Genomic DNA, 24,567 nt, shown 5'->3' with positions numbered 1-24,567 from the left:
GTCGGAAGCAGCGGAGACGAGCAGATGTGTGCTCGTCTTTTTTTGATGCAATCATTTTACTTTTTGATCCGATTTAACCGGAAAGAGCACAAGGAGGATACAATGAATAAGGCACCGCCAATCAAATACACCAGCCGAACCCCCATTTGATCAGCAACCAGACCGAAGATTATCGTAGATATGCTCATTGCAGTGGAAAGAACAATCCCATGCGCTGCGTATACCTTGGACAGGGATTCGACGGGCACACTGCTCTGAAAAGCGGTTTGCTGAGCAACATCGCGGATCTGATAAGCGGGACCCATAAGCACACATAATACCAGAGCAAGCCAAGGAAGGCTGTTTAAACCGTAAGCGATGGTCAGCAAGCTGAAAACCAGAGAGCCTATCGCCATACTGGAAATCAGGTGCTTCTGTATACGTGAGGCCAGGGCGATGGCCAGAATTCCCCCAAGAATAGTGCCGGCAGAATAGCTGGAGTTGATAAGTCCCCACCAACCTTCTTCTTGGCCCAAAGCTTTTTTTACAAAAGCAAGTGTGATAGCGCCGATCCAGATGGAGCCAGCAAGACCCTCAACCAGATCCATGAACGTTATCAGGCGTAACGACCGATTTTTCCACAGGATAAGCCAACCTTCCCTTAGTACATCCCATCTGGAAGTGGATTTCTCGACTTGTTCCTCCTTTTCGCGGGTAAGTGAGCTGATCGTAATCATTAGAAGCAGGACAGCCCAGGTTAAGCTTGTAGCCGCCCAGAATGTTTGTGAAGCCCCCCAGTGCATAACGATGAATCCTGTCATCGCATATCCAATGATCGTCACGGTCTGAGTAGAGAATGAGAGAAAACTATTCGCCTTCACCAGATCTTCTCCTTGAACCAATCGTGGAGTTAATGTGTTTATTAATGGAGATTCCCATCCGTCCAGGAACGAGAGGATCGCTATTCCCACAAGCAGAAGAGGAATGTGAGCAGTTAGATCGGTAAATGCGATGGCAATTCCGGTAATCATCAATGTTTTGGCTAAAGGAATACTAACAATCAGCCTGGAGAATGCGAAACGGTTCACAAGTAATGGTGCAGTAAAGCCTGCGACTATACGCGCTGACATTTGAATGAATGGAAACAGCGCAGCGTAAAGGACAGACCCGGTCTGACCGTAAATAAACGTCGTAATAACCATGATATATATAACATTAATGAGAGAAAGCAGCGTTTTTGCAGCCCAATATGGATAAAATGCGATGTTCATGCTAAGGTGTCCTTTCCACAACGATAATTATATATTACGGGTATCGTTGCAAACGCACCACAAACAAAGTTGTCATTTTCCCGTCATTGAAGAGCAAAAAAAGCAGCTGTCCCAAGGAACAGCTGTCTTTCTGGTTTCTATTATTCAAGCCACAACGAGCGAAAAAGCGATAAGCAGCATCAACAGACTGGTCATTCTGGTCATCGCCATATAAGGTCTGCTGGGCTCAGCCTCTCCCCGGGAAATCCAGCCATAACGCAAGTACCAGCCAAATTTCGGGAAGCACAGATTGATGATACAAAGTGTCATGAATATAAAAAAGAGGGTTCTCATACCCGATCTTCCTTCCTCATTTTACATGACCGGCTCAAAATTAACGTTTACGTCTTGTGAAAAAGAAAACAAGCAAAATAATAATAATAACGATTAATAAAAATTTCATGAGTGACCTCCTGATGACTTGATAAGTATTTTGAATGTATTTATCAGATATTACCCAAGGAACACATGACTTGAATAACTATGTTACAATTAATTATATTGTTTTTTATATAATCACATACCATTGGTTTATCGATAGCTTCATCAGGAGCGTGAATACAATAAAGTTTGGTGAAATGAAGGAGGAAGCATGACTAAATACAATCAACTCGCTATACAATGGGAATTTATTATCTCTAAGATTAAATCTTCCGTGACCGTAGTCGATGCTACTTTGCCTGATTTCCCGCTAATGTATGTAAATGAATATTTTACCCAATTGACTGGATACAGTGCGGACAAGTCAATTGGACAGAATTGTCGTTTCCTGCAAGGGCCCGATACGGACCCGGAAACCGTACAGAAAATTCGCGAAGCGTTGAAGAAAAAGCAGTCGATCAAGACGGAGATTCTGAACTATACGAAGCGTGGACAGAAGTTCTGGAATGAACTGAATATTGATCCTATTTTCGATGATTCAGGGGAATGTCTGTTTTTTGTAGGGATTCAATACGATATTTCGGAGCGGAAATATGCCGAGCAGCAGTTGCGGATGGCAGCTTCGATGACGGAAATGAACAGTAGGGGACAGCTGGAGTTCATTGGGAAGCTGAACCATGAACTTCGCACGCCGCTGAACGGGATTATGGGCATGATCGAACTTGTCGGCATGGGGGATAACAGTGAGGAGCAGAAAGAGTATCTGGAGCTTGCGCGCCAGTCAGGGGAGGCTCTTCTGAACATTATCAACAATAGTCTTGATATGGCCAAGCTCGGCAGAGGGAAAATGAAAGTGGAGCAAATCGAATTTCAGCCGTTGAAGCTGATTCAACAGATTATTAAAACGCATGAACCCGCGGCGCAGAATAAACGAATTCGCTTGCTCTGTCATGCGGATCTGGCTATTCCTGATGTACTCACGGGTGATCCTCTGCGTCTCCGACAAGTGCTGGATAACCTGCTCAGTAACGCCATTAAATTTACGGAACAAGGTGAAGTGCAATTACAGATAGATGTTGAGGAGCAGCGAGGGGATATCGTTATCCTTGTATTCACTGTTCATGATACGGGAATCGGCATTCCGGATAATAAAATTAATCAATTGTTTGAAGCATTCACGCAGACGGACGTCTCCCACGCACGCAAATTTGGCGGCAGCGGACTTGGACTCAGCATCTGTAAAGAGCTGCTCGAATTGATGAATGGTCAAATTTCGGTGGAGAGTATCGAGGGGAAAGGAACGAAGTTTGAGGTTACCTTGCCTTTACTTCGACAACAGGCGATTCCTAACGTGGGGTAGTCTATACAGAACAGCCGAGCATGTCGGCTGTTTTTTTATGTTTTTTTATATTGTTTAGCGAACTGGCGTTCTGGTATAATTCAAGTGTTGAATGGGGGAGAAACAGCATGAGTAAAAGACGCAGAAGCAGAAAGAGCAAGGGCAAGCAACGATTTAAAAAGCAGATATTGACGCTGGTGGCCATGTTAATGGTAGCTCTCTATGCATGGGTTGGAGGAGAGTGGTCTCTGGATATACCGTCCCAATTCGGGGGAAGCAAAGGGAACGTAGATCATACCATCACATTCCCGGCAGAGCGCTATCCCGAGACGGCCAATCATATCAAGACGGCCATCAAGGCAGGGCATTCGGATGTGTGCACCATTGATCGCAGTGGAGCTGAGGGTAATCGGGATTTGTCACTCAAAGGTGTTCCGGTCAAAAAGGGGAAAGATCGGGATGAATGGCCAATGGCGATGTGTGCGGAAGGCGGAGCGGGTGCGGATATCCAATATATTAGCCCCAAAGATAATCGTGGTGCAGGCTCATGGGTGGGAAACCAACTAAGTACATATCCGGATGGAACACGAGTAAAGTTTGTGGTGAAATAACGACAGGCTATGAACGAGAAAGCACTTGATACAGAAGTGTCTTGAGGCTTTGAAAGAGTGTGGTACAAAGTATGGGGCAAAAATAAAACCAGACGTCGATGCGTCTGGTTTTATTTTATGAAGGGCGAAATAAAGATGTCTAATTCACGTATAAATACATGAAATACTTGTTCCCTGTTTACAGATCAGCCGTGCACAACTGCATCCCGCTTAAATGATGAGAGCGGATAGTTAACAAACGAGTGACTTGTTCGACTTCGTCGAATGGAATCCACAGGCTTCCTTGAACTGTCCGTAAGGAAAGAATGGAAGCATCGGCTGTACGTTCCGGAAATCCAGTTACCGTTTGCCCACTTGTATTACGGACGATAATTTGTTGTTTGCGCCGAATGGCAATTTCTACCTCTTTTTTCATATGTCATTGCTCCTGGTTATGGAATAGTAATTCGATATGTCAATAATTTCAATGGTTAATTTGTCTTCTTTATCTAGTCTATCAGAACTAGGTATAGATTTCCAGATCAGAAATTATATTTTACATAGGTGAAAGGACTTATTACATGTAATCCGTTTTTGAAGAAGCAACCAGGGGTTATATAAGGGTAAAAGGAGGGGACGTATAATGACACAATTGCTGATCGGACTTGTACGCACAGAGAATGAAGCCATTATCATGCTGAATAAATTAAAAGAGGAAGGCATAGCAGATAAATATTTGGGCGCGGTAGCCAAAGAACAGGTCAATCTCGAATTGGTAAGCGAGAAGACTGGTTTGCCGATGCCCCTGAAGGGCGCAGGAACAGATGGCGCTTTAGGCGTACTTAAAGGGGTACTTGCTGGTCTGGGCAAACGGATGGATCAGACGATGTCCATCGGAAAAGCGGTACGCAAGCTCGCAGGCAACGAGATTGGAAATGAGACGGATGATCTGGTGCTTACCTTAACAGAAGCAGGGGTCTCCGAAGAAGATGCGAATTACTATGAAGATTGGCTGCTGCAAGGGCATATCCTGGTGGTGGTGGAATGCAGCGAGGAAGAGGCAGACCGAATTGCACCTATTCTTCTTTTTTAGTTTAATTTAAGCCTGATTTTAGGTTTTTTTAATGTTGGGGAGGTATTCTTATTTCACACCTCCCTTAATATAGATGGTTCAAAGAAAGTTCGGGACCGCAACTCGAACTTTCTAGGCACTGCTCGCTAACGCTGGCAGTGCCTGTTTTATTTTTTTTTTGGATAATTTTATCTTAAGGTATTGCAAAGTTATAAATTTCATGGTAAGATATTTCTTGTCGCCAAGAAATACATACCCATGCCGGGGTGGCGGAATTGGCAGACGCACAGGACTTAAAATCCTGCGGTAGGTGACTACCGTACCGGTTCGATCCCGGTCCTCGGCATCCATTAATAAAAGGAAACTCCTTTATACATAAGGGGTTTTCTTTTTTTTATAGTTTGGATTGAATAGCCTGAGTCACAGGGATTGAGCGTCTTTTTTTCCGTTGGGGACGGATTGGGGACGGGATTTTGGATCGAAGACATCGAGGTGTGCTGTTGTTTTGCGACTTAATTTCTTGGTGACGTGAGCATATGTGTCTGTGGTCACCTGAGATGTTGAGTGTCGTAGCCGATGTTGGATCTCTTTTATAGATGCACCCTGCCCAAGCAAATAGGTTGCATTTGTATGCCGCAGACCATGTAGGGAAACATTGCGGAATCCATTCCGCTCACACCATATTTTCCACTGTTGCGATGGGGAAGTGTGGTAATAAGGTTTACCTGTCCCTGCATGGAATACAAAGTTTCTATCTCCGCCTTTCCATGTCCCCGATGCTTTAGCTTCAAAGCGTAATTTGCGCATAGCTTTGATGTGTGTTGCCAATTGCTCCATATACCATTGTGGCATGTCTACATAATCTTCGGATGCTTCGTTTTTTGTATCTGTAATGTCCGCCTGTCCATTTTCTGTATTTGAAATGCTTTCATCGATACGCAACCGGTTATTTACAAAGTCACAGTCGTCTTCATCTAAAGCGATCAACTCTCCGCGTCTGAATCCTCCGATTATCGCTCCTAAAAAGTAGAGTCTCCAGTGCGTGTCGCTCTTGACTAACGTTTCAATGACCTCAGTCGCTTCGTCTTCCTCGAAAAAGTTCTTACGGTCTTTCTTTGCCTTTTTGTCTTCCTTGCTTATCTGAGGGCGCTGTACGCCTTCTAGTGGGTTCTTGCTAAGGACGCCCCATTCTACAGATCTTTTGAAAATACTCATGGTCACATCATAAATATATTGAATGGTTCGAGAACTAATGGTTTCTTTACCACCTCGCTTATCAATCCGTGCACCAGGTTTACGCAAGTCATTAAATACTGTCACCAATCTCATTGTTGTGATTTCATCAAGTTGTAAGTGCCCGATGACCGGAACAACATGATGATTGATCTTGGAGCAATGTGATAAATATGTCGTTCGCTTTAGCTTTGGCTCACCGTATTTAAGCTTCCACTCATTCTCATAAAATTCTTTGAATGTAAGCTTAGAGGGTGCAATGTAATTGCCACTGAATACTTCTTGTTTAAACTTCGCAAGCTCGTCATCCAAATAATCTTTGAGTTTCTTAGTTGTTTTCAGCAGCGCTTTATCCTCAATAGTAATTGTCTTGCGAGGACGGTTTCGGCTGCCGTCATTATTAAGCCCCAAATCCACAGTCAGTCGCCACTTGTTTTCCCCTCGTTTTTCTATACTTCCTTTTGCCATTTGTTTTCCTCCATTCGAACGTAAGTTCTGTTTTTGTGTATGGTAAACAGCCTTGCGGCTGGAAAGCGCAAAGTTACATTTCTAAGTTATGAAGCTGTTTCGGTATGCCGCATCTCAAGAGGTATGTTTCTTCTGTTTCTCCTGGCTCGCGCTCAGTGAGTTGTGTTAACAGTTTTACAGCAAAAATATTTGCCTGTCGTTCGAATTTGCCTGTATTGAAGAAAGTATGCTCATCAATCCAGAATTGGCTTAGGCCCGAATGAAGTCGATCGTGTCCAAGTTCATGAGCACACACTACACGCTGCCACTCTTCAGGCAAGCCATTATGTATAACAATGAATCGCCTTCGCAATCGTCTGTAGTACAAGCCTCTCGTGCCAGGTCCGAATTCCGCATGTTGAATTATTATGTTAAGTCCTTTAGCTATTACAAAAGGATCGTTGGTCTTGAATCTGCGAACGAGCTTGCGAATGATGTCATCCAAACCGATCACCTACTCTTCGTCTTTAGGGGTTGCCTTATTCTTACGTCCATAAGTTTTCTTGTTTAGCTCTTTAGCTTCCCAAAGTAGGCCGGTCAGAATGTCCATAGCTCTTTGACGGTTTTCATCTGTGATCGGCACCCCATCAAACAAAACTGGCTGATCTTCTTCAAGAATTTTCTTAATGTCAGCTAAATCTTTAGCTGTAGCCCATTCTGGAGCATTGAGAGCTTGAGCATCTTCTTTTTCAGTGAAGTGGTCTAGCGGCTTATTAAAATAATCAGCAATTATTTTAATTAAATCGATCTTGGGGCTCTTTGTTGTCCCATTCAGAATCTTAGTAAGTGTTGTATATGGGATCCCTGTGTCTTTAGAGACTCTGTATGTACTTAGATTGTTTGAATCCATCAATTCTTTGATTTTATCTGACAGCATCGAGATCACGACCTCCAATAGTATAACCTAAAAAGGATATAACCTAATACGGTTATATTAGAACAAAAATAGGAGATATGTCAAGCTTCAATGAGATAGAAAGAGTAAACTTATTGTTTTGTAACCTAAATCGGAGATAAAACAGTTTTACTATAATCTAAAACGGAGATATAGTGTGTTCAGGAGGTGAAAACAACATGGGGATGACAATCGGGAATAACGTTCAGAAGTTCCTTGATGCAAAGGGATGGACACCGTACAGGCTCGGTAAAGTTAGCGGAGTTTCAATGACTGTAATTTATGGTCTGAAAGGCAAAAAGCAGGGTCCAAATGCTGAGACACTTGTCAAACTTGCAACTGCTTTAGATGTAACAGTTGATGATTTGGTGAAAGATCATAGCTGAATTGAATTATAACATACTTCAACAGAAAGGAAATATTTTATGGACAAAGCATTAACCGCTTTTGAAGATGTGATACGTGCGATTGTTTCAGAACAAGTAATTGATTCTGAGAATCGGCTTCGAGCAGAATTCTCCGGTCTGATTGATAAAACACTTGATGTGACTAAAACAGCAGCACACTTAGGAATCTCTGAGAAACTTCTATACCGCATGTGCCAAGAAGGCAGTATCCCTCATGAACGTTATGGGGTGAGCGGTTCCAGAAGGCCAGTAATTAAGTTTCGCCTCTCCGATCTGGAGGTATGGAGAGCCGCTCAAAGAGCAGTGAATTACAAGAAGAGGAGTGTGACACCTTGAACAAATCACCAAGCCTGGCACCGCCAGAAGTAATGGATTTCTGCGCTAATCCAGAATGTGCCTCTGAAATCGTAGACGGTCAGATCGCTGTACGACATGGCAAGGATCTGTATTGCAAGCTTAGCTGCATGGCCAAGTCCATCGGCGCTGTAACGATAACTGCCGGAGATCAGGAAAGGAGGTGAGAATCTTGCCATTGATGACAGAACAGCATTACAAAGCAGCATGTGCCTTTTACCTGGCTCTTGCAAGCCAGATGCGCCGCAGTGGCCACATCAAAGTCGCTACTCATGCGGACAAGCAGTACCGCATGTATCGTAATCGTCTAAACGCAAAAATGCAGCTAGAAGGCTCCTACCCCTTATCAGCTGCACACAGTTAAACACTCTACAGTCAGTTTACCACTGACAGAAAGGATTATGCAATGAAAGTCTGCTACAGGGAAATTAATTTCCGTGCTGAAAGCCTTCAGCTCATTGAGAAAGTGAATAGCATTATCAATGAGTATCAGGAGATGGGTTATTCCCTCACACTTCGACAAGTTTACTATCAGTTGGTTGCTCGCGATGTCATTCCGAATAATGAACGTTCTTACAAAAACCTTGGGAATTTGATTTCAGATGGACGGATGTCAGGGATGATTGATTGGAATTCCATTGAGGATCGTACACGTAATCTACAAGAGAATAGCCATTGGAGTTCACCCGGATCTATTCTCTACTCCGCTGCCCATTCATTTGCCTACGATAAATGGGCTGATCAGGATAATTACGTTGAGGTTTGGGTCGAAAAAGACGCCTTGGTCGGAATCGTTGGTCAGGTCTGCGAAGAGTTAGACATTCCGTATTTCTCTTGTCGTGGGTATGTGAGTCAATCTGAGATGTGGTCCGCAGCCCAAAGGATGAACGATATTGCTGGACAAAAAGAAATCCACATCATTCATCTTGGAGATCATGACCCAAGCGGAAGAGACATGAGCCGTGACATTGTGGATCGCCTAGAGCTGTTTGGAGTTAGTGTAGAATTCCAGCGGATTGCTCTTAATTATGATCAGATCGAGGAATACAGCCCGCCACCAAACCCCACTAAACTAACAGACAGTAGGGCTTCAAAATACATTGCAGATTTCGGCTATGAGTGTTGGGAACTTGATGCTTTGCGTCCGGATGTCATTGACGGCCTGATTCGTAATGCGGTCACTCAACTTTGTGACTTGGATTTATTGGAAGAAGCGCGAGGCAGGGAGAAAAAAGCCAAGTATGCACTCGAAGCTGTAGCAGAGGATTGGCGCAATATTGAAAGCAAATATACCAAGGAGGATGAGAACTGATGAAAGCTACGGGTATTGTCCGCCGTATAGATGATCTAGGTCGTGTCGTCATTCCTAAAGAGCTTCGCCGCACTCACTTTATTGAGGAAGGGGATCCGCTGGAGTACTTCGTGGAGGGTGACAAGATCATCATTCGCAAGTATGAACCTGGCTGCATCCTCTGCGGGAACACTGAAAGTCTGCACTTATTTCATGGTAAACAGATATGTACACCATGTATTGCTAAAGCTTCAGAGCTTACCAAATCAAACTAAAACCTATTAGGAGGAATTATCCATGCAAAATATCGTTCCGATCCAAATCACATTCCAAGCTGTAAACGCAACTGACATTAAAAACCTGGTGCACGACCTGGCAGGCACGTTGGGCAGTATGCCTAATGCAGATGTGCCGGCACAAACCACAGTCTCCACAGTTCCTAAACAACCGGCACCGACTCAGCCGTCTACCCAGGCACCCGTGCAACAACCTCCACAGCAGCCGCAATACGGGCAACAACCTGGTTATGGGCAGCAACCGCAGTATGGTCATCAACCTGAGCAACAGCAATACGGGCAGCAGCCGCAGTATGGCCAACAACCAGAGCAACCGCAATATGGCCAGCAGCTGCCAGTGCAAGGCCAACCAGGTCAACAACCACATGGCCAACCGCAGCCACCACAACAAGGAAGCGTCCCAACTACGGCTCCAGCATATACGCTTGACCAGCTTGGCGTAGCTGCTCAGCCGGTTATGGATGCAGGCAAAGGCCAGGAGCTACTAGGATGGCTGCAGCAGCAGGGAGTAGGCGGTCTGACGCAGCTTGATCCGAGCAAGTACGGTGAGTTTGCCACATTCTTGCGCAGCCTAGGGGGCCGCATCTAATGGCGGAGATTGCACATGCAGAGCGGGATCACGCCCTGCTGTCAGCCAGCGCGTCGCACCGCTGGCTGCACTGTACACCTAGCCCACGACTGGAGGACACACTTCCGGATTCAGAGAGCGAAGCGGCAAAGCGCGGGACTCTCGCCCATGAGATCGCTGAGCTCAAGCTGCAGAAACTGTTCTCGGGTCTGACGACTCGCAAATACAATGCTGCGCTGAAGAAGTTCAAGGCAGATGAACTGTATGAGCCGATCATGGATGATCATACGAACGCCTATGTGGATTACATTCAATCCATCGTACACCAATTCCCTTCGCCGCCATTCGTGGCCATCGAGCGGAAAGTGGACTATGCCCATATTGCTCCAGAAGGGTTCGGTACTTCAGACTGCATCATCATCGGCAGCGGCCGATTATACGTGATCGATTACAAGAATGGCCAAGGTGTTCCTGTATCGGCTGAGAACAACTCACAAATGAAGTTGTATGCGCTGGGTGCTTACAAGGCTTTCAGTCTCCTGTTTCCCATTGAGACTGTTCATGTGGCCATCGTTCAACCAAAAGTGTGGAATGAGCCTTCCGAGTGGTCATTGTCTGCAGCCGAGCTATTGTCCTGGGGTGAATCAATCAAGCCGATTGCTCAGCAAGCGTTCAATGGCGAAGGTGAGTATGTTCCTGGATCTCATTGCGGATTCTGCCGGGCCAAAGCGACTTGCCGGGCGAGAGTGGAGCAGATCCTGGAGGCAGGAACCAAAGCACCGCTGAAGCCGCCGCTGCTTAGCTGGGATGAGGCAGCAGACGTACTGAAGCGAGCTGAGGGTATTGTCAGCTGGTATAACGAGTTGAAAAAGTTAGCCCTGGCTGAAGCACTGAAAGGGGGGATCGTTCCAGGCTGGAAAGCCGTAGAGGGTCGGGGCAGCCGTGAGTACGCCGATATGGACGCAGCATTCGCCTATCTGAAAGAGAAAGGCATCGAGGAAGCTGTCCTGTATGAACGTAAGCCGTTAACACCGCCACAGCTGGAGACTGCTTTGACAAAGAAAGTGTATAAAGAGTTACTTGCCGAATCCGGACACGTTATTAACCGATCCGGAGCGCCAACACTGGCTCCTGCAGATGATAAGCGTCCAAGTATCACAAACCAAGTAAAACCAGAAGACGTATTCGGCAAGGAAGATTAATCTATGAGCGATATTTTGGATGACTTCCTTGACGACTTGCTTTCCAAGTGGGATCCAAAAACTGATCTCACATTCCAACACAATCAAAGGGGATATGACAATATGACAACAGAAACAGCAATTACAACAAATGAAGTAAGACTGAGCTTTGTAAACTTGTTCACACCGCGCGCCAATCAGCCAGGGCAGGAACCGAAATACAGCACGACTATTCTGATTCCTAAATCCGACTTTGCCACCATGCAACGTATCAATGCAGCCATTGAAGCTGCTTCACAAAAAGGCGTAGCCGGTGCATGGGGTGGTGCCCGTCCAGCGCAACCGCGTAACCCTATTCACGATGGGGATGGCGCGCGTCCGAACGGTGAGGCATTTGGTCCGGAGTGCAAAGGGCATTGGGTTCTAACGGCCAGCAGTAAACAGCAGCAGGCCGTTGTGGGTCCAGACTTGGGGCCAATCATTGACCAAACCCGTGTTTACTCCGGCGTATATGGCCGAGTGAATATTAATTTCTTCGCTTATAGCAACAGCGGTAACAAAGGAATTGGTGCTGGCCTTGGCCCTGTGCAGATCCTTCGTGATGGTGAAGCTTTGGGCGGACGGATCTCCGCTGAACAGGCTTTTGGTGGCAATGGAGGCGGTGTAGGTTTTGCGCCGGCACCAGCTCCGCAGGGCTATGATCAGATCCCGCCACAGCAATACGGCCAACAACCACCACAGCAGCCGCAGTATGGTCAACAGCCTCCAGTTCAAGGTGGGTATGGCCAAGCACCACAACAACCGCAATATGGCCAACAGCCGCCAGCACAGCCGGGCTATGGACAAGCTCCTCAGCAACCACAATACGGACAAGCTCCGCAACAAGGATACGGACAGCAGCAACCACCGCAACAGCAGATTGATCCAATCACCGGCAAGCCCCATGGTGGCGGGATTTACGGGATCTAATTCATAAGTCATTTAGCAGAGGGGTTCTTCGGAACCCCTTCACTTTACCAGAAAGGAGGAAACCAACAACATGACATGGCATCTCAGTATTGACATCGAGACCTACAGCAGCATCGACATTAAGAAAGCAGGGTTGTACCGATACGTTCAGAGTCCTGATTTTGAAATCCTTTTGTTCGCTTATTCTTGGGACGGAGGTCCGACGCGAATTGTTGATCTCACTCAGGGTGAAGTCATCCCCGGAGAAGTTATCCGCGCTTTAAATGATAAAGAAGTCATCAAACACGCATATAACGCGGCTTTCGAGTGGTACTGTTTGAATAAATTTTGGCCATCACCCGTAGAGCATTGGCGCTGCACACAGATTCACGGATTGTACTGTGGATACCCTGCAGGACTTGGCAAGGTAGGCGAGGCGCTAGGCCTTCCCCAGGACAAGAAGAAAATGGGCGTCGGCGGGGCACTGATTCGGACGTTCTGTGTTCCGATCAAGAAGCCTGCCAAGTCAACCGGCTTCCGGAAGCGTACCTTGCCCCATCATGAGCCTGAGAAGTGGGAGCTGTTCAAGCAGTATTGTATGGGTGACGTTGTGGCCGAAGTCGAGATCCTTCGCCGGCTATCGGTATTCCCGGTACCAGAACAGGAATGGGATCTTTGGTTCCTGGATCAGCGGATCAATGCAAGGGGAATTGCTTGTGACCTGCAGCTGGTGGATGGCGCACTGGCTGTGGATCAACAGATTACAGCAGAGCTTATGCAGGAAGCCATTCAGATCAGCGGCCTGGACAACCCTAAGTCCGTATCTCAGCTCAAAAAATGGATTTCCAAGGAGATCGGGGAAGAGGTCGAGGATCTGAGGAAAGACACCGTATCGGGACTGATCGACAACGTGGAAGAAGGCAGAGCTAAGCGCGTGCTGGAGATCCGCAGGGAGCTGTCCAAGACCAGTACTAAAAAGTATGTGGCCATGGAGACGGTAGCTTGTGAAGACGGACGGGTTCGGGGGCTCCTGCAGTTCTACGGTGCGAACCGGACAGGTCGCTGGGCAGGCCGTTTGGTTCAGGTGCATAACTTGACCAAGAACAAAATGGAACTGGATCTCCTGCAGTATGCTCGGCAGCTGGTGCAAGACAAGCAGGTCAATCTGCTCAAGCTGATGTTCGGAAATGTACCGGATACACTCTCTCAACTGATCCGGACAGCGTTTGTTGCTCCGGACGGGAAGAAGCTTCATATAGCCGACTTCAGCGCGATTGAGGCAAGGGTCATTGCCTGGCTTGCTGGAGAGCAGTGGCGGCTGGATGTGTTCGCTACTCACGGCAAGATTTATGAGGCTTCAGCGTCGGCCATGTTCGGGATACCGCTTGAACAGGTGGACAAGGATCTACGTCAACGAGGCAAGGTGTCTGAACTAGCTCTCGGATACCAGGGTGCTTCTGGTGCACTGATCGCCATGGGTGCCTTGGATATGGGACTGGAAGAGGACGAGCTGCCCGAGATCGTAACGAGGTGGCGTAACGCCAATCGGCGCATTGTGGATCTGTGGTTTGGTTTTGAGAAGGCTGCACTTAGCGTCATGGAGACAGGTCAACCTGTAGGCGTTCGGGGCATCATCTTTGCTCGGGAGAGCCATCATGGAAACGGCCTAGACTTCTTTACGGTTCAATTGCCTTCCGGGAGAAAGTTGTATTACGTGGAGCCTCGCTTGGCTCAGAACGACTTTGGCAAACAGGCCCTGCATTACATGGGTCCTGATCAGAAGACCGGCAAGTGGTCATTGATCAGCACGTATGGCGGGAAACTGGTCGAGAACATTGTCCAGGCCATTGCTCGGGACTGTCTGGCCGTATCACTGGTGCGGGTGGAGCAAGCGGGTTTTGATACTGTGCTGCATGTTCATGACGAAATCGGAATCGAATCGGCTTATCCGGAGGACCTGGAGAAGGTCTTGGATCTAATGGCAGTGCCGGTACCCTGGGCACCCGGACTACCTCTGAAGGCAGCCGGATTCACCACAGATTTTTACATGAAGGATTAATTGGGATATTTCAAACTAAGTTTTCACTTCGCGTTTTTTACTCAACACCAAATGACCTGAATCCAGATTGCTGGATATCCGAGATAGAACGTATAAATTCCTGTTAAGGGGTCAAAAAACCAGCCATCTACCACAGGTCTCCCTAACCCATCTGCTCTAACTATGTTTATGAATAGTACAGCTGGGCTCAAAACAGGCCCGGAAACATTAGCCCCTATCACTATATTTGCCCATTTTCCACTACATGCTAAAAGTTGTGGCACTGGTACAATACGTTTCTCTTGCGGACTGTTTTCTACCAGATAACGTGTTGGAGTTGGAGTTGGAGGGGGGCCAATTGGATCTGGTGGAACAGTCCCTGTTTCAGCAGTTGCCGCGTCGTCTCTGAGTTTTTGTTGATCAAAAGTCAATAATCTCTGATGTCTTTGTATGGTTATGGGACCTGGTGGGTATGGGGGTTGCGTATTACCTGCAAATTGAACAACTGGTGCCTGACCATATCCAATTGGAGAATATGACAAATTGAAAACCTCTTTTCTAAATGGGATTTTTTGTGAATACAGGAAAGGATATTCGAGCTTCGGCCCATTTTTGCTAGTACAACAATATTTTCTAAAAATTCTCTTGAATTAATTTTAATTTATATACCTTTCATTACTGACAGTAGTCGAGCGACAAGCATATTTCTGGAAAGAGAGGTTAGGGAATGAGACGAATTACCTTTAGTCGTAATAAGGGCGTGGGATACCGTCCTTACCCTAAAACCTTTGAATTTGAAGACAACGTTACAGAAGAAATAAACCTGGCTTACCAAGATTCGGTTTGGCAAGAAGCTAGGGATGAATTCACGTGGTATGAGGAGGAATAACCCTTGGATGTAAAAACAGTTGTTCCTGAAATGGATCTTAAAAGAATTTCAAAAATTATGAAACAAGTATTTGAGCAATATGACCTGTGCAAATTTTCCTCTAATAATCCTATTCGAAAAACTTATGTAGATGCTGTTAATTCAGCGGTTAGTCTGCTGAGTGAGAGTGAAAAGAAATTAATAACTGCCAGATATCTAGTGGATTTTCAGCGTAGTGATCTGAATGTTTACACATTTCATCTTGATCCGCCTATTTCAAAGGATACCTTCACCAAAATTCGTAATAGGGCATTTCAAAAGCTATTTCTAACCTTGATCGACCTGGGATTAGTTTCAGAGAATGACGCTAAGGAGCTGGAACTGCAGGATTCAGAAAATCCAATGGCAGAGATAAACAAGATTACTGACCAGCTACCGTTACCTGTTCTCAAGGATATCAACCAGCGTATCGGTGATTGGTTGGCTTCAGGTGGCAAGGAGACGGATACCTATATCGAACAGCAGCTGCGTTTTGCACGCAGATTTTTGAAGGAAGGTGATCAGACTTGAGAGCTTTAACCGCAGATGAGAAAAAGCGCATTTCCGAATCAAAGAAACGTGTCAACAGCGCCATATCCAGAAAGAAAATTATGCTTGGCGCGCAGATCCGGGCGTGTGCACCCAGCCAAACAGCTCAAAAGAAGGACCCTGGTTCGTCAGTTTGATTCGCTTTCCCCGATCAAGGGCTATCCAGCAATTATTGAGGATGAAGAGCGTTCGATGGTCATTGACTATGAACTGTTCCGCAGGTTAACCCGATCGCTGAAGCATCGGCGTGTGGATGTTCGGCTGGATCCTGGAGGCGTAATGACCATTCATCATGAAGACCCGTCCAATAGCCGCAACCACGGCGAGATAGAGCTTTATGAGATACCGCCTTGGCAGCAGTATGCACTAACGGATTTACCTGTTATAGAGATTGATTAAACCAGGAGGCAGGCGTCATGCAATTTGACAGACAACTAACTATATCAAGCGCCGGGACCAGACACAGCACAAACTGGCAGACGCAAACGGCCTATTGGTCGGAGATCGTCGAGCGTTTACGGACTGCTGTACGGGGTGCGGAAACGCTGGCGGAATACTTGCAGCTGCCTAAGAGCAAACAGGATGACCTGAAGGACGTTGGCGGCTTTGTCGGTGGCAGTCTGTCAGGCGGTCGCCGGAAAGCCAACGCGGTCATTGGCCGTGATCTGGTTACGCTTGACCTTGATAATATCCCAGCAGGCGGGACGGCGGATATCCTTCGTCGTCTGGACTCCCTGGGCTGCGGCTATGCCGTTTATAGTACGCGGAAGCATGAAGAGAACCGGCCTCGGCTTCGGGTCGTGGCTCCGCTGGACAAGATGGCCACAGCGGATGAGTATGAGCCAATTGCCCGTAAGCTCGGGGAGATCATCGGCATTGGGCTGTGTGACCCGACTACGTTCGAAGCTTCTCGGCTCATGTACTGGCCAAGCTGCAGCGCAGACAGTCAGTATGTGTTCACGTTCGGGGATAAACCCTTTCTTTCGGTAGATGGTCTTCTGGCCATGTATCCGGATTGGCGTAATGTGGCGTCGTGGCCACAAGTGCCCGGTACCGGACAGACTCATGTACGACTGGCGGCGAAGCAGGGAGATCCCACCGAGAAGCAGGGCATGGTCGGGGCTTTTTGTAAGGTCTACGACGTGCCGGCAGCCATTGAGGCGTTCCTGCCCGGTGTGTATCTGAACACGGATGATGGCAGCGGCAGACTTACGTACGTAGGCGGTTCAACTACAGGCGGTGCGATCGTTTATGACGATGGCCAGTTCTTATTCTCTCACCACGCTACGGATCCGACGGGCGGAAGGCTGGTCAACAGTTTTGACCTGGTACGGCTTCACAAGTTTGGAGATCAGGACGACGAGGCGAAGCCTGGGACACCGACGAACAAGCTTCCTTCTTACACCTCCATGATGGACTTCGCCATGCGCCAGGAGCCTGTGGCCGGACTACTTATGCAGGAACGTCACCAGAAGGCTACTGCAGCGTTTGCCGACTCTCCAGTGTTGCCGGCAGAGCCAGAGGATATGGACTGGATGCGCCGGCTGGAATTCAACAGTAACGGGGTATACCTGAAGACGGTGGATAACGTGCTGATCGTTCTGGAGTATGATCCGGCTTTAAAGGATAAGATCGCGTTTGATGAATTCGCCAATCGGGGTCTGGTACTTGGTCCGCTCCCATGGGATGCCAGAGAAGAACGGCGGCCATGGGCCAGTTCGGATGATGCAGGGATCTACCATTATATCGAAAAGGTGTACGGCATTGCGGTAGATGCCAAGATTAACAACGCTTTAACCCTGATCACGCATAAGAAGCGGTTCAATGATGTACGGCGTTATCTGGAGGGGCTGACGTGGGATGGTGTTCAACGGTTGGATACGCTATTCACCGATTACCTGGGTGCAGAGGACAGCTTGTATACCCGGACGGTGTCCCGGAAGTCCTTCACGGCTGCTGTGGCCAGAGCGATGGAGCCTGGCGTCAAATGGGACTATATGCCGATTCTGGCGGGGCCCCAGGGGCTTGGTAAATCGACGTTTCTGAGGTTCATGGGCAAAGACTGGTATTCCGACAGCTTGACCACCTTTGAGGGCAAGGACGCCATGGAGCTGATCCAGGGCATATGGCTGAATGAGGTCGGGGAGCTGACGGGGATGAGCAAGTCCGAGAGCAACGCCGTTAAGCAGTTTTTGAGCCGGACGGAAGACATTTATCGTGAAGCCTATGGCAAACGTACAATGCCTTATCCGAGGCGCTGCGTGTTCTTCGGTACTACGAATGATAGTGAGTTCCTGCGGGATCGAACAGGCAATCGGCGGTTCTGGCCTATTGATGTAGGAGTACTGCGGCCGACAAAGAGTGTGTTTCAGGATCTGAAGGGTGAAGTCGATCAGATTTATGCTGAAGCCTATGTACGGTGGCAGCTGAATGAGCCCTTGTATCTTTCTGGAGATATCGAAGAGTGGGCCAAAGAGCGCCAGGAGGCTCACAGGGAGAGCAACGCAAAGGAAGGCATCATCCAGGCATTCGTGGATCGGCCTGTTCCGGAAGATTGGTTAAAACGTGATTTACCCACGAGACGAATGTACTGGTCCGGCGAGTTTGGGAAGCCCCAGGAAGGCGAGGGAGGCCCCCGGGACCGGATATGTGCCGCAGAGGTTTGGTGCGAATGCTTCAATTCGGACATCAAATTTATGAAACAAGCGGACACACGAGAAATTAATGGCATTTTATCCTGCATACCAGGATGGGAGGAGTATCGCGGACGATTCGGCCCATACGAAACCCAGCGCGGTTATCGCCGCAAAGATTGTTGACAATGTTGACAGATGAATTGTTGACACTCGCTTAACTGTCAACAAAGGAATGTGACAGATTTTCAAGTGTCAACATGAGTGTCAACACAACTGTCAACGTCATAAACCCTTGCTATATATACTTTTATTATACTTTGTTGACACTGTTGACAGTTATCTAGTTAAAGATAAAAAACAAATAGAATATAGAGATTATAGAAGATATATAACGCCTAATACGCCTAATTATAAAATAGTCCCGCGTGCGTAGTGCGTGCACGCGTAACACACCCTGAGGAGAGATGTCAAGTGAAAGAGAGCCAAATCGAATCATATTTGCGAGAAAAGATAAAAGCCATCGGAGGTATCGCCTATAAATTCGTATCGCCTGGTAATTCAGGTGTGCCTGACAGGTTGGTACTGCTTCCGGAAGGTCGGAGCGTATTCGTGGAGCTGAAGGCACCGGGCAAGAAACCGACTAAGCTGCAGCTAATGCAACATAAGCGGATGCAGGCTTTGGGGCATGAAGTACGGGTGATCGACAGCAGAGAGCAGGTGGACATATGGTTGCGGGAGCTTTGAGCTTCGAACGGAATAAGTTTGTCCCGCATGATTATCAGCGGTATTGCATTAACCGGCTATTGACCGATGAGGCCCTTGGGCTGTTTCTGGATCTAGGTCTAGGAAAAACGGTCATCACCTTAACGGCCGTTAACGATCTGAAGTACAACCGGTTCGCGGTTAGCCGGACATTGGTTATCGCCCCGAAGAAGGTGGCCGAGGCTACTTGGGGCAATGAGGCCGCCAAGTGGCAGCACCTGAAACATATGCGAATCGTTACTGTTTTGGGTACCTCACAGCAGCGAATCAAGGCGCTGAACACACCAGGAGACGTATGGGTGATCAACCGGGATAATGTGGCATGGCTCGTGGAGTATTACCGGAATGCCTGGCCCTTTGACATGGTGGTGCTGGACGAGCTGTCCAGCTTCAAGAATCACAAGGCACAGCGATTCAAGGTGCTGACTTGGGTTCGGCCACATATCAAGCGGATTGTTGGCCTAACCGGCACACCGGCACCTAACGGGCTGCTTGACCTGTGGGCTCAGGTGAATTTACTGGATCAGGGCAAGCGTCTGGAGAAGAACATCACCGGGTACCGAGTGAAGTATTTCGAGAAGAACTATAACGGCCACGGCTACACCGCGAAACCAGGTGCGGATGATGTGATACAGCGACAGATTGCCGATCTATGTATCAGCATGAAGGCGGAGGATTACCTGGAGCTACCGGATAGTATCATGAACGTCATTCCGGTTGTCCTTGATGCAAAAGCCCAGAAGCAGTATAACCAGCTGGAGAAGGAATTGCTTCTGGAGATCGATGACGAGATTGAGATCACGGCAACCAGTGCGGCGGTTCTATCAGGCAAGTTGCTGCAGCTGTGCAACGGTGCCCTGTATGACGAGAACCGGCAGGTCTTCGAGATCCACGATAACAAGATCGAGGCCTTCATGGAGCTGGTGGAACAGCTTAACGGGAAATCGGCTTTGGTGTTCTACAGCTTCCAGCATGACCTGACTCGGATCAAGAAGGCTTTGGAGAAAACGAGCTTACGGATCCGTGAGCTGAAGACTCCACAGGATCAACTGGACTGGAATGCTGGCAAGGTGGATATCCTGCTTGCCCACCCAGCCAGTGCAGCCTACGGGCTTAACCTGCAGGACGGGGGGAACCATGTGGTGTGGTTCGGACTGAACTGGAGCCTTGAACTGTACCAGCAAGCGAATGGCCGTCTTCACCGGCAGGGCCAGAAGCAGAAGGTTATCCTGCATCACCTGGTTGTGCAAGGCGGAGCTGACGAGGACGTGATGAAAGCTTTGGAAGGTAAGGCTGCCACACAGGACAAGCTTTTGGATGCACTGAAAGCACGCATTGAGCGGATCAAATAGAGAGGGTGAGCCCTTTGAGTAACTGGCATTATGGCATAAAGCGCAGGGAGAACGAGCTGAAAGGATCTCCGCCATCACCAGTCACCACCACGCAGCTGACACCGGAAGAACTGGAAGAGATCCGGCTGAAATACCCGGCCACAAAGCGGGATAAGGCATTCAAGAAGCCTGTTGAAATTAAAACAAGACCCAAGGGGGATAACGATATGGCCAAAGCTAAATTTAACCTGACTGAAAAACAGTTCAACGCAGAACGTGCATCTGGAAAGACGATCGGACGGATCGCAGAGGAACAAGGCGTTTCCGAGGCAACGATCTATAATCACATCAGCAAGTGGGCCGAAGCGCGGAAGCCAAGACAGGAGAAGCTTCTGCGAGAGAAAGATGTATCACCGCCAGGACCACCAAGCGCGGAGCTGCTGGATAAAGCGGAGAAGGAGATCGAACGGCTGACGACCGAGGTTACGCAACTGAAGGAACACAGAGATGAGATGAACAAGGATAACAATCGCTTATGTGAACTGTTAAAAGAGGTTGAGCAAGATCGGAACGAGTACAAGAGAATGTTTGAGAGCGGATATAAACTAAGTCAGGATCAAACAGCTAAAATATCAGAACATCTGGCAACGATCAACTCATTACGAGAACATGGTGACAGTCTGATTGAGGAGAATAACCGTCTGACGGATCGTATTGCTGAGTTAGAGGAGCATGTGTTTCAGCCGGAGCCTGTCAATGCAGCACCGATCAGCGAGGTTCTGCGTTTGGATACAGCTATTCAGGATCTGACTCGTGCACGTTGGATACTGAATCGCCTGTCTGCATCGGGGGAATAGCTTATGACAACAACGACCAAAGCAACGTGGATTGAGACGCTGATCAGTCAATATGCAACGGATTCCAGAGCCTTGGACAATTACCGGAAGAGTCTGGATCTGGATGATCCACAGGAGGCCGAGGAGGCAGATACGGTTTCTGAAATGCTGTCGGACATGAGATATGCCCTGACTTGGTTAAAACGCGGGAGACGGCCAGGCAGCCGCCGTGGCGTCGAGATTACCGACGTGTATCGGCAACGTGAGATTTATATCAAGCTATCAGGGCAGGAGATCACCGATGCTGAACGACTACGCCTGGTAGATGCTCTGCTGGCACTGAGTGACAGAGAACGAACGTGTTTTCTACTTCACATGGCGCAAGGCTTGACGCTTTTGGAAATTTCGTCTAGACTTAACTTGTCAAGAGGCGCGGCGTATGAGTATGTTAAGCGAGCAAAAGCGAAGCTTAAACAAGATTTTATCTGATTCTTGTATTACGTACTGTATTACACCGTGTATGCAAGTGTCCCACTATACGTATGTATATAACAGGGCTCTCCATCGCGGAGGGCTCTTTTTAGGTCTATTTGGCTGGTCAATTTGACCCTGTTTATATCATTTATGTTATCTTTGTGGTAAAATAAGGGTAAACATTTAGGTAAGGGCGGACAGTCATGTATGGATAATTTCTTTGGTTTTAGGGTCGGGTACATTCTTGTTGCATATATTGTTCTAAAGGCATCCTTATTTGATCCCAACGTATCTATGGTTGTATTCTACAGCCTTCTTTTGCTGTATCTAATGCCCTTCGCTTTTGATTATCATGGTTTTACTCCAGTTTCGTTATGGGGGAAAGTATCAAAAGGGTTCGGTTTCTGGACTTCTCTTTTCACAATTTGTGTGGCTTTAGCCAATGTGATCTATAGCGCAATGGTGAAGAATCATGATGTAACTCAAGGGCAGAGTGTATACCTTTTGGACTATCAAATAACTGTTAATTCAGTTTGGATGTTTTGCGGTATTTGGTTGGTGTTGGCTTTCAATGATTGGGTAGTATATAGTTCTGCTAAAGAGAGGCAGAACCGAAAAGAGTTAAAGGAAGAAGCTAGAGCTGAATCTGTTGAAAAATTTGAAGAACGTATGAACTATTACAGAAAGCAAGCTGGAATTAAAAAGTAGAAATAAGGAGGCAGAGCAATGTTTTCCTTTGTTTATATAATATTGTTGATGTATCTTGGTGTAGTGTTGGGCACTTTAATGAAATTCAACGAGAACGGTGTACGTTTCAGTATAAGTGCGTATTTGGTTATACCCTTTCTTCCTCTAGTTTTATTGGTTCTCCATTTAGTAATATTAGGTGGATATCTGAAAAATAAAAAGCTTGTCAGTTTACAAGTTTTCTTTTTCCCAGTAATCAATTACCCAGTGATGCTCGGGGAATTCATAGAGATGCTTCTTGAAAGAAAGGCCCAAAAGATGGTTATACAAGAAATGATTTCAAAGAAGAAAAGTCGAAAAAATCATAAAGTAAGCTATATACACGTAAGCAACAGTCGTCAAGGTGTGGATTGGGAAGATGCGCTTTCCCTATTAAAAAGTAAAATGGAGTTTCACTATGGAGCATAAAGAGTCCTTCCTTCTCAAAGGGAATGGGCTCTTTTTCTTTTAATCCGAGAGGAGCCTGATTACGATGAACGGATCAATGATCGACATAGGCATATGATCGTTGGAATCTCGGTAGCTTTTAAACGCTTGGGCGAGGCATTCAGAGTAATGCCCCATAAAATCCAAGAGCGTCAGGAAGTTATTCCCCTTTTGGAGCTGATCGAGCCTTATGATGAGCAGTGTGTGAAGACGAAGCCGCTGCGCCTGCGAGATCTGCCGAAGGCATTACCGATCCCAGCACCAGGTACTGAACAGAAAGCCGGTCCTTCAGGTGGCACGGAGTCATTGTTGAAAGAGGAATGTTCTTCTTTCCTGTCGAAGTATGGTGTCGAGAGGGAGTTGAGTGAAAATGAATAGTTATCGTGATTTCAAAAGAGAAATGAGTAGCATCTCTTATGGTGGATTTACGAAGATTTTATCGAATATTCAAAAATACGTTACCGATGATGAAGTGAGAGCATTCTATCCCAAAAATTTCTTTACTGACAGTGCAGAAGTTGAGTTTTTTATATTCACAGATAGAAGTATTATCCGTTTCAGGCAAAACGCAAGAGCATCTGATGTCATGTACTACAAAGATTTTCAAGTTGAGACGCTGAGAATTATTAAGTCGAATTCCCGCCAAGAAGAGATGCAACTTGAAATAAAACTCAGATCAGGGGAAAATTTTTTCTTTGATTCTAAAGCTGATTCAAATCATGATTGGGAAGATACATACGCAAAATACATTGAAAATATCTTTATCATGTTGAAATAAGCATCCATCGGGGGTGATTTTTCTATTCCATACAAACAAACACAAACGACGATGGGTTGTATATATCAGCTGGAATTTGAAAGTTGTAAAAAAAGACCGTTAATTACTTAGCGGTCTTTTTTTTACGTAATCTATTCAATCTTTTTTCTCTTAAAATTTTATTTTCTTGTATTTTAGCTGCCGAAATGTTAATTGATTTTTCTTTTTCTATAATTACTTTTTGGACTGTAAAAAGGTGCTTCTCAATTAGATTGCCATTAAATAATCGGGTGGTTAAATCACCCATCATATAAGCGGTTACTATGGCAAGTAATAATAAACTATAGAAAACAAATATTATTAAAGTCTCCATAGGATAGTACTCAGAAGCGACAGTGAAAACTGCAATTAATACGGCTAGTAAAGCTAACATTGAACCCAGATAGCTTGAAAACTGAAGGTTTTCTGTATATTTTATACGTTTCATGGATAACTCTGTTTCGAGATCTTTTAAATGATCAACTGAATATCCATTGTAAAGATCAAGGTATTTGATGCTAAGTCCAGTAAGGACTCCATTATTGTCTTGATTTTCAGCATTTGTTTTAAACTCTTTTAAAGGCTTTCTTAACTTTTGGTATACCCACTTAAAATTTTCAAAATCGACGAGAATCGTTAATCCTAAAAAAAATGTAAATGCACCAAGAATCACAAAAATACCAATTATTCCAGTCATTGTTTAAACTCCTTTTT

32 protein-coding genes and 1 tRNA gene are annotated in these 24,567 nt (G+C 46.5%); 26 read left to right on the top strand and 7 right to left on the bottom strand.

Annotation, left to right across the window (positions count from 1 at the left end; genetic code table 11):
- Positions 1–56: 56 nt before the first annotated feature.
- Together BMY78_RS17965 and BMY78_RS17960 are read right to left on the bottom strand one after the other, a co-directional pair.
- Entirely contained in the window at positions 57–1,250 is a 1,194-nt protein-coding gene (locus tag BMY78_RS17965) for an MFS transporter (protein WP_090901400.1), read from the bottom strand.
- 144 nt (positions 1,251–1,394) lie between these two features.
- Positions 1,395–1,583 (bottom strand): DUF6199 family natural product biosynthesis protein, encoded by a 189-nt coding sequence (locus tag BMY78_RS17960; protein WP_090901397.1) that lies wholly within the window; start codon positions 1,581–1,583, stop codon positions 1,395–1,397.
- Between the two features lie 298 nt (positions 1,584–1,881).
- Between BMY78_RS17960 and BMY78_RS17955 the strand changes: the two genes are divergently transcribed.
- A complete protein-coding gene (locus BMY78_RS17955) occupies positions 1,882–3,030 on the top strand; it encodes a sensor histidine kinase (protein WP_090901394.1) in 1,149 nt (382 codons plus the stop codon).
- A gap of 107 nt (positions 3,031–3,137) precedes the next feature.
- A complete protein-coding gene (locus BMY78_RS17950; RefSeq protein WP_244192757.1) occupies positions 3,138–3,620 on the top strand; it encodes a NucA/NucB deoxyribonuclease domain-containing protein in 483 nt (160 codons plus the stop codon).
- A gap of 178 nt (positions 3,621–3,798) precedes the next feature.
- Here BMY78_RS17950 and BMY78_RS17945 read toward each other — a convergent pair whose 3' ends face one another.
- The gene (locus tag BMY78_RS17945; RefSeq protein ID WP_090901391.1) at positions 3,799–4,035 is read right to left on the bottom strand and encodes a hypothetical protein; all 237 of its coding nucleotides are present in this window, start codon (positions 4,033–4,035) and stop codon (positions 3,799–3,801) included.
- Between the two features lie 207 nt (positions 4,036–4,242).
- Between BMY78_RS17945 and BMY78_RS17940 the strand changes: the two genes are divergently transcribed.
- The gene (locus tag BMY78_RS17940; RefSeq protein ID WP_090901387.1) at positions 4,243–4,692 is read left to right on the top strand and encodes a general stress protein; all 450 of its coding nucleotides are present in this window, start codon (positions 4,243–4,245) and stop codon (positions 4,690–4,692) included.
- Positions 4,693–4,931: 239 nt separating this feature from the next.
- A tRNA-Leu gene (locus tag BMY78_RS17935) sits at positions 4,932–5,017 on the top strand.
- A 74-nt stretch (positions 5,018–5,091) separates the two neighbouring features.
- Here the strand turns inward: BMY78_RS17935 and BMY78_RS17930 are convergent.
- From BMY78_RS17930 to BMY78_RS17920, 3 genes are all read right to left on the bottom strand, one after another.
- The gene (locus BMY78_RS17930) at positions 5,092–6,372 is read right to left on the bottom strand and encodes a site-specific integrase (RefSeq protein ID WP_090901384.1); all 1,281 of its coding nucleotides are present in this window, start codon (positions 6,370–6,372) and stop codon (positions 5,092–5,094) included.
- Positions 6,373–6,445: 73 nt separating this feature from the next.
- Complete coding sequence (locus tag BMY78_RS17925; protein ID WP_090902568.1) at positions 6,446–6,856, bottom strand: ImmA/IrrE family metallo-endopeptidase; 411 nt, start codon at positions 6,854–6,856, stop codon at positions 6,446–6,448.
- Positions 6,857–6,865: 9 nt separating this feature from the next.
- The gene (locus BMY78_RS17920; protein ID WP_090901381.1) at positions 6,866–7,288 is read right to left on the bottom strand and encodes a helix-turn-helix domain-containing protein; all 423 of its coding nucleotides are present in this window, start codon (positions 7,286–7,288) and stop codon (positions 6,866–6,868) included.
- Positions 7,289–7,485: 197 nt separating this feature from the next.
- On the opposite strand from BMY78_RS17920, the gene BMY78_RS17915 reads away from it, so the two are divergent.
- The 22 genes from BMY78_RS17915 (at position 7,486) to BMY78_RS17810 (ending at position 23,835) form a co-directional block, all read left to right on the top strand.
- Entirely contained in the window at positions 7,486–7,692 is a 207-nt protein-coding gene (locus tag BMY78_RS17915; protein WP_090901378.1) for a helix-turn-helix domain-containing protein, read from the top strand.
- A gap of 39 nt (positions 7,693–7,731) precedes the next feature.
- On the top strand, positions 7,732–8,049 hold the full coding sequence (locus BMY78_RS17910; protein ID WP_090901375.1) for a helix-turn-helix domain-containing protein: 318 nt from the start codon (positions 7,732–7,734) through the stop codon (positions 8,047–8,049).
- Positions 8,046–8,234, top strand: a complete 189-nt coding sequence (locus BMY78_RS17905; protein WP_090901372.1) for a hypothetical protein — start codon at positions 8,046–8,048, stop codon at positions 8,232–8,234. The genes BMY78_RS17910 and BMY78_RS17905 overlap by 4 nt, the downstream gene beginning before the upstream one ends.
- Before the next feature lie 5 nt (positions 8,235–8,239).
- Positions 8,240–8,431 (top strand): hypothetical protein, encoded by a 192-nt coding sequence (locus tag BMY78_RS17900; RefSeq protein ID WP_090901370.1) that lies wholly within the window; start codon positions 8,240–8,242, stop codon positions 8,429–8,431.
- Between the two features lie 42 nt (positions 8,432–8,473).
- On the top strand, positions 8,474–9,379 hold the full coding sequence (locus BMY78_RS17895; RefSeq protein ID WP_090901368.1) for a hypothetical protein: 906 nt from the start codon (positions 8,474–8,476) through the stop codon (positions 9,377–9,379).
- Complete coding sequence (locus BMY78_RS17890) at positions 9,376–9,633, top strand: AbrB/MazE/SpoVT family DNA-binding domain-containing protein (RefSeq protein ID WP_090901365.1); 258 nt, start codon at positions 9,376–9,378, stop codon at positions 9,631–9,633. Before BMY78_RS17895 ends, BMY78_RS17890 begins: the two co-directional genes overlap by 4 nt.
- 22 nt (positions 9,634–9,655) lie before the next feature.
- Positions 9,656–10,243 carry a hypothetical protein gene (locus tag BMY78_RS32895; protein WP_177185768.1) on the top strand — a complete coding sequence of 196 codons (588 nt, stop codon included), beginning with the start codon at positions 9,656–9,658 and terminating at the stop codon, positions 10,241–10,243.
- A complete protein-coding gene (locus BMY78_RS17880) occupies positions 10,243–11,424 on the top strand; it encodes a DUF2800 domain-containing protein (protein ID WP_090901361.1) in 1,182 nt (393 codons plus the stop codon). Before BMY78_RS32895 ends, BMY78_RS17880 begins: the two co-directional genes overlap by 1 nt.
- A 102-nt stretch (positions 11,425–11,526) precedes the next feature.
- Positions 11,527–12,372 (top strand): DUF2815 family protein, encoded by an 846-nt coding sequence (locus BMY78_RS17875; protein ID WP_256222177.1) that lies wholly within the window; start codon positions 11,527–11,529, stop codon positions 12,370–12,372.
- Between the two features lie 70 nt (positions 12,373–12,442).
- Positions 12,443–14,410, top strand: a complete 1,968-nt coding sequence (locus tag BMY78_RS17870) for a DNA polymerase (protein WP_090901355.1) — start codon at positions 12,443–12,445, stop codon at positions 14,408–14,410.
- 706 nt (positions 14,411–15,116) lie between these two features.
- Positions 15,117–15,278 (top strand): hypothetical protein, encoded by a 162-nt coding sequence (locus BMY78_RS32890; RefSeq protein WP_177185767.1) that lies wholly within the window; start codon positions 15,117–15,119, stop codon positions 15,276–15,278.
- A gap of 3 nt (positions 15,279–15,281) precedes the next feature.
- Positions 15,282–15,827, top strand: a complete 546-nt coding sequence (locus tag BMY78_RS17860) for a DUF6877 family protein (protein ID WP_090901349.1) — start codon at positions 15,282–15,284, stop codon at positions 15,825–15,827.
- 84 nt (positions 15,828–15,911) lie between these two features.
- Positions 15,912–16,244 (top strand): hypothetical protein, encoded by a 333-nt coding sequence (locus BMY78_RS17855; RefSeq protein WP_143067045.1) that lies wholly within the window; start codon positions 15,912–15,914, stop codon positions 16,242–16,244.
- A 17-nt stretch (positions 16,245–16,261) separates the two neighbouring features.
- Positions 16,262–18,664 (top strand): virulence-associated E family protein, encoded by a 2,403-nt coding sequence (locus BMY78_RS17850; RefSeq protein WP_090901343.1) that lies wholly within the window; start codon positions 16,262–16,264, stop codon positions 18,662–18,664.
- Between the two features lie 288 nt (positions 18,665–18,952).
- Positions 18,953–19,225 (top strand): PDDEXK family nuclease, encoded by a 273-nt coding sequence (locus tag BMY78_RS17845; RefSeq protein WP_090901340.1) that lies wholly within the window; start codon positions 18,953–18,955, stop codon positions 19,223–19,225.
- Complete coding sequence (locus BMY78_RS17840; RefSeq protein WP_090901338.1) at positions 19,207–20,595, top strand: DEAD/DEAH box helicase; 1,389 nt, start codon at positions 19,207–19,209, stop codon at positions 20,593–20,595. Before BMY78_RS17845 ends, BMY78_RS17840 begins: the two co-directional genes overlap by 19 nt.
- Before the next feature lie 14 nt (positions 20,596–20,609).
- Positions 20,610–21,431 carry a hypothetical protein gene (locus BMY78_RS17835; protein WP_090901335.1) on the top strand — a complete coding sequence of 274 codons (822 nt, stop codon included), beginning with the start codon at positions 20,610–20,612 and terminating at the stop codon, positions 21,429–21,431.
- Positions 21,432–21,434: 3 nt separating this feature from the next.
- On the top strand, positions 21,435–21,899 hold the full coding sequence (locus BMY78_RS17830) for a sigma-70 family RNA polymerase sigma factor (RefSeq protein WP_090901330.1): 465 nt from the start codon (positions 21,435–21,437) through the stop codon (positions 21,897–21,899).
- Between the two features lie 192 nt (positions 21,900–22,091).
- Entirely contained in the window at positions 22,092–22,592 is a 501-nt protein-coding gene (locus BMY78_RS17825; RefSeq protein ID WP_090901327.1) for a hypothetical protein, read from the top strand.
- A gap of 18 nt (positions 22,593–22,610) precedes the next feature.
- The gene (locus BMY78_RS17820) at positions 22,611–23,039 is read left to right on the top strand and encodes a hypothetical protein (RefSeq protein ID WP_090901324.1); all 429 of its coding nucleotides are present in this window, start codon (positions 22,611–22,613) and stop codon (positions 23,037–23,039) included.
- A 147-nt stretch (positions 23,040–23,186) separates the two neighbouring features.
- Positions 23,187–23,435, top strand: a complete 249-nt coding sequence (locus BMY78_RS17815) for a hypothetical protein (protein ID WP_143067044.1) — start codon at positions 23,187–23,189, stop codon at positions 23,433–23,435.
- Positions 23,428–23,835, top strand: coding sequence for a DUF3908 family protein (locus tag BMY78_RS17810; RefSeq protein WP_090901318.1), 408 nt, complete (start codon positions 23,428–23,430; stop codon positions 23,833–23,835). Before BMY78_RS17815 ends, BMY78_RS17810 begins: the two co-directional genes overlap by 8 nt.
- 103 nt (positions 23,836–23,938) lie before the next feature.
- Here BMY78_RS17810 and BMY78_RS17805 read toward each other — a convergent pair whose 3' ends face one another.
- Positions 23,939–24,550: a hypothetical protein gene (locus tag BMY78_RS17805; protein WP_090901315.1), complete on the bottom strand. Its 612-nt coding sequence runs from the start codon at positions 24,548–24,550 to the stop codon at positions 23,939–23,941.
- Positions 24,551–24,567: the final 17 nt, after the last annotated feature.

It is taken from the genome of Paenibacillus sp. OK076 (assembly GCF_900110055.1).
GTDB lineage: Bacteria > Bacillota > Bacilli > Paenibacillales > Paenibacillaceae > Paenibacillus.
The sequence above is the reverse complement of the archived record's forward strand: the minus strand, read 5'-3'. Positions and strand labels throughout refer to the sequence as shown.

Bases quoted from the DNA above. Each gene is read 5' to 3' on its own strand.
- BMY78_RS17965 (WP_090901400.1), bottom strand. From the start codon at position 1,250: ATGAACATCGCATTTTATCCATATTGGGCTGCAAAAACGCTGCTTTCT.
- BMY78_RS17960 (WP_090901397.1), bottom strand. From the start codon at position 1,583: ATGAGAACCCTCTTTTTTATATTCATGACACTTTGTATCATCAATCTG.
- BMY78_RS17955 (WP_090901394.1), top strand. From the start codon at position 1,882: ATGACTAAATACAATCAACTCGCTATACAATGGGAATTTATTATCTCT.
- BMY78_RS17950 (WP_244192757.1), top strand. From the start codon at position 3,138: ATGAGTAAAAGACGCAGAAGCAGAAAGAGCAAGGGCAAGCAACGATTT.
- BMY78_RS17945 (WP_090901391.1), bottom strand. From the start codon at position 4,035: ATGAAAAAAGAGGTAGAAATTGCCATTCGGCGCAAACAACAAATTATC.
- BMY78_RS17940 (WP_090901387.1), top strand. From the start codon at position 4,243: ATGACACAATTGCTGATCGGACTTGTACGCACAGAGAATGAAGCCATT.
- BMY78_RS17930 (WP_090901384.1), bottom strand. From the start codon at position 6,372: ATGGCAAAAGGAAGTATAGAAAAACGAGGGGAAAACAAGTGGCGACTG.
- BMY78_RS17920 (WP_090901381.1), bottom strand. From the start codon at position 7,288: ATGCTGTCAGATAAAATCAAAGAATTGATGGATTCAAACAATCTAAGT.
- BMY78_RS17915 (WP_090901378.1), top strand. From the start codon at position 7,486: ATGGGGATGACAATCGGGAATAACGTTCAGAAGTTCCTTGATGCAAAG.
- BMY78_RS17910 (WP_090901375.1), top strand. From the start codon at position 7,732: ATGGACAAAGCATTAACCGCTTTTGAAGATGTGATACGTGCGATTGTT.
- BMY78_RS17895 (WP_090901368.1), top strand. From the start codon at position 8,474: ATGAAAGTCTGCTACAGGGAAATTAATTTCCGTGCTGAAAGCCTTCAG.
- BMY78_RS32895 (WP_177185768.1), top strand. From the start codon at position 9,656: ATGCAAAATATCGTTCCGATCCAAATCACATTCCAAGCTGTAAACGCA.
- BMY78_RS17880 (WP_090901361.1), top strand. From the start codon at position 10,243: ATGGCGGAGATTGCACATGCAGAGCGGGATCACGCCCTGCTGTCAGCC.
- BMY78_RS17875 (WP_256222177.1), top strand. From the start codon at position 11,527: ATGACAACAGAAACAGCAATTACAACAAATGAAGTAAGACTGAGCTTT.
- BMY78_RS17870 (WP_090901355.1), top strand. From the start codon at position 12,443: ATGACATGGCATCTCAGTATTGACATCGAGACCTACAGCAGCATCGAC.
- BMY78_RS32890 (WP_177185767.1), top strand. From the start codon at position 15,117: ATGAGACGAATTACCTTTAGTCGTAATAAGGGCGTGGGATACCGTCCT.
- BMY78_RS17850 (WP_090901343.1), top strand. From the start codon at position 16,262: ATGCAATTTGACAGACAACTAACTATATCAAGCGCCGGGACCAGACAC.
- BMY78_RS17840 (WP_090901338.1), top strand. From the start codon at position 19,207: ATGGTTGCGGGAGCTTTGAGCTTCGAACGGAATAAGTTTGTCCCGCAT.
- BMY78_RS17830 (WP_090901330.1), top strand. From the start codon at position 21,435: ATGACAACAACGACCAAAGCAACGTGGATTGAGACGCTGATCAGTCAA.
- BMY78_RS17825 (WP_090901327.1), top strand. From the start codon at position 22,092: ATGGATAATTTCTTTGGTTTTAGGGTCGGGTACATTCTTGTTGCATAT.
- BMY78_RS17820 (WP_090901324.1), top strand. From the start codon at position 22,611: ATGTTTTCCTTTGTTTATATAATATTGTTGATGTATCTTGGTGTAGTG.
- BMY78_RS17815 (WP_143067044.1), top strand. From the start codon at position 23,187: ATGCCCCATAAAATCCAAGAGCGTCAGGAAGTTATTCCCCTTTTGGAG.
- BMY78_RS17810 (WP_090901318.1), top strand. From the start codon at position 23,428: ATGAATAGTTATCGTGATTTCAAAAGAGAAATGAGTAGCATCTCTTAT.
- BMY78_RS17805 (WP_090901315.1), bottom strand. From the start codon at position 24,550: ATGACTGGAATAATTGGTATTTTTGTGATTCTTGGTGCATTTACATTT.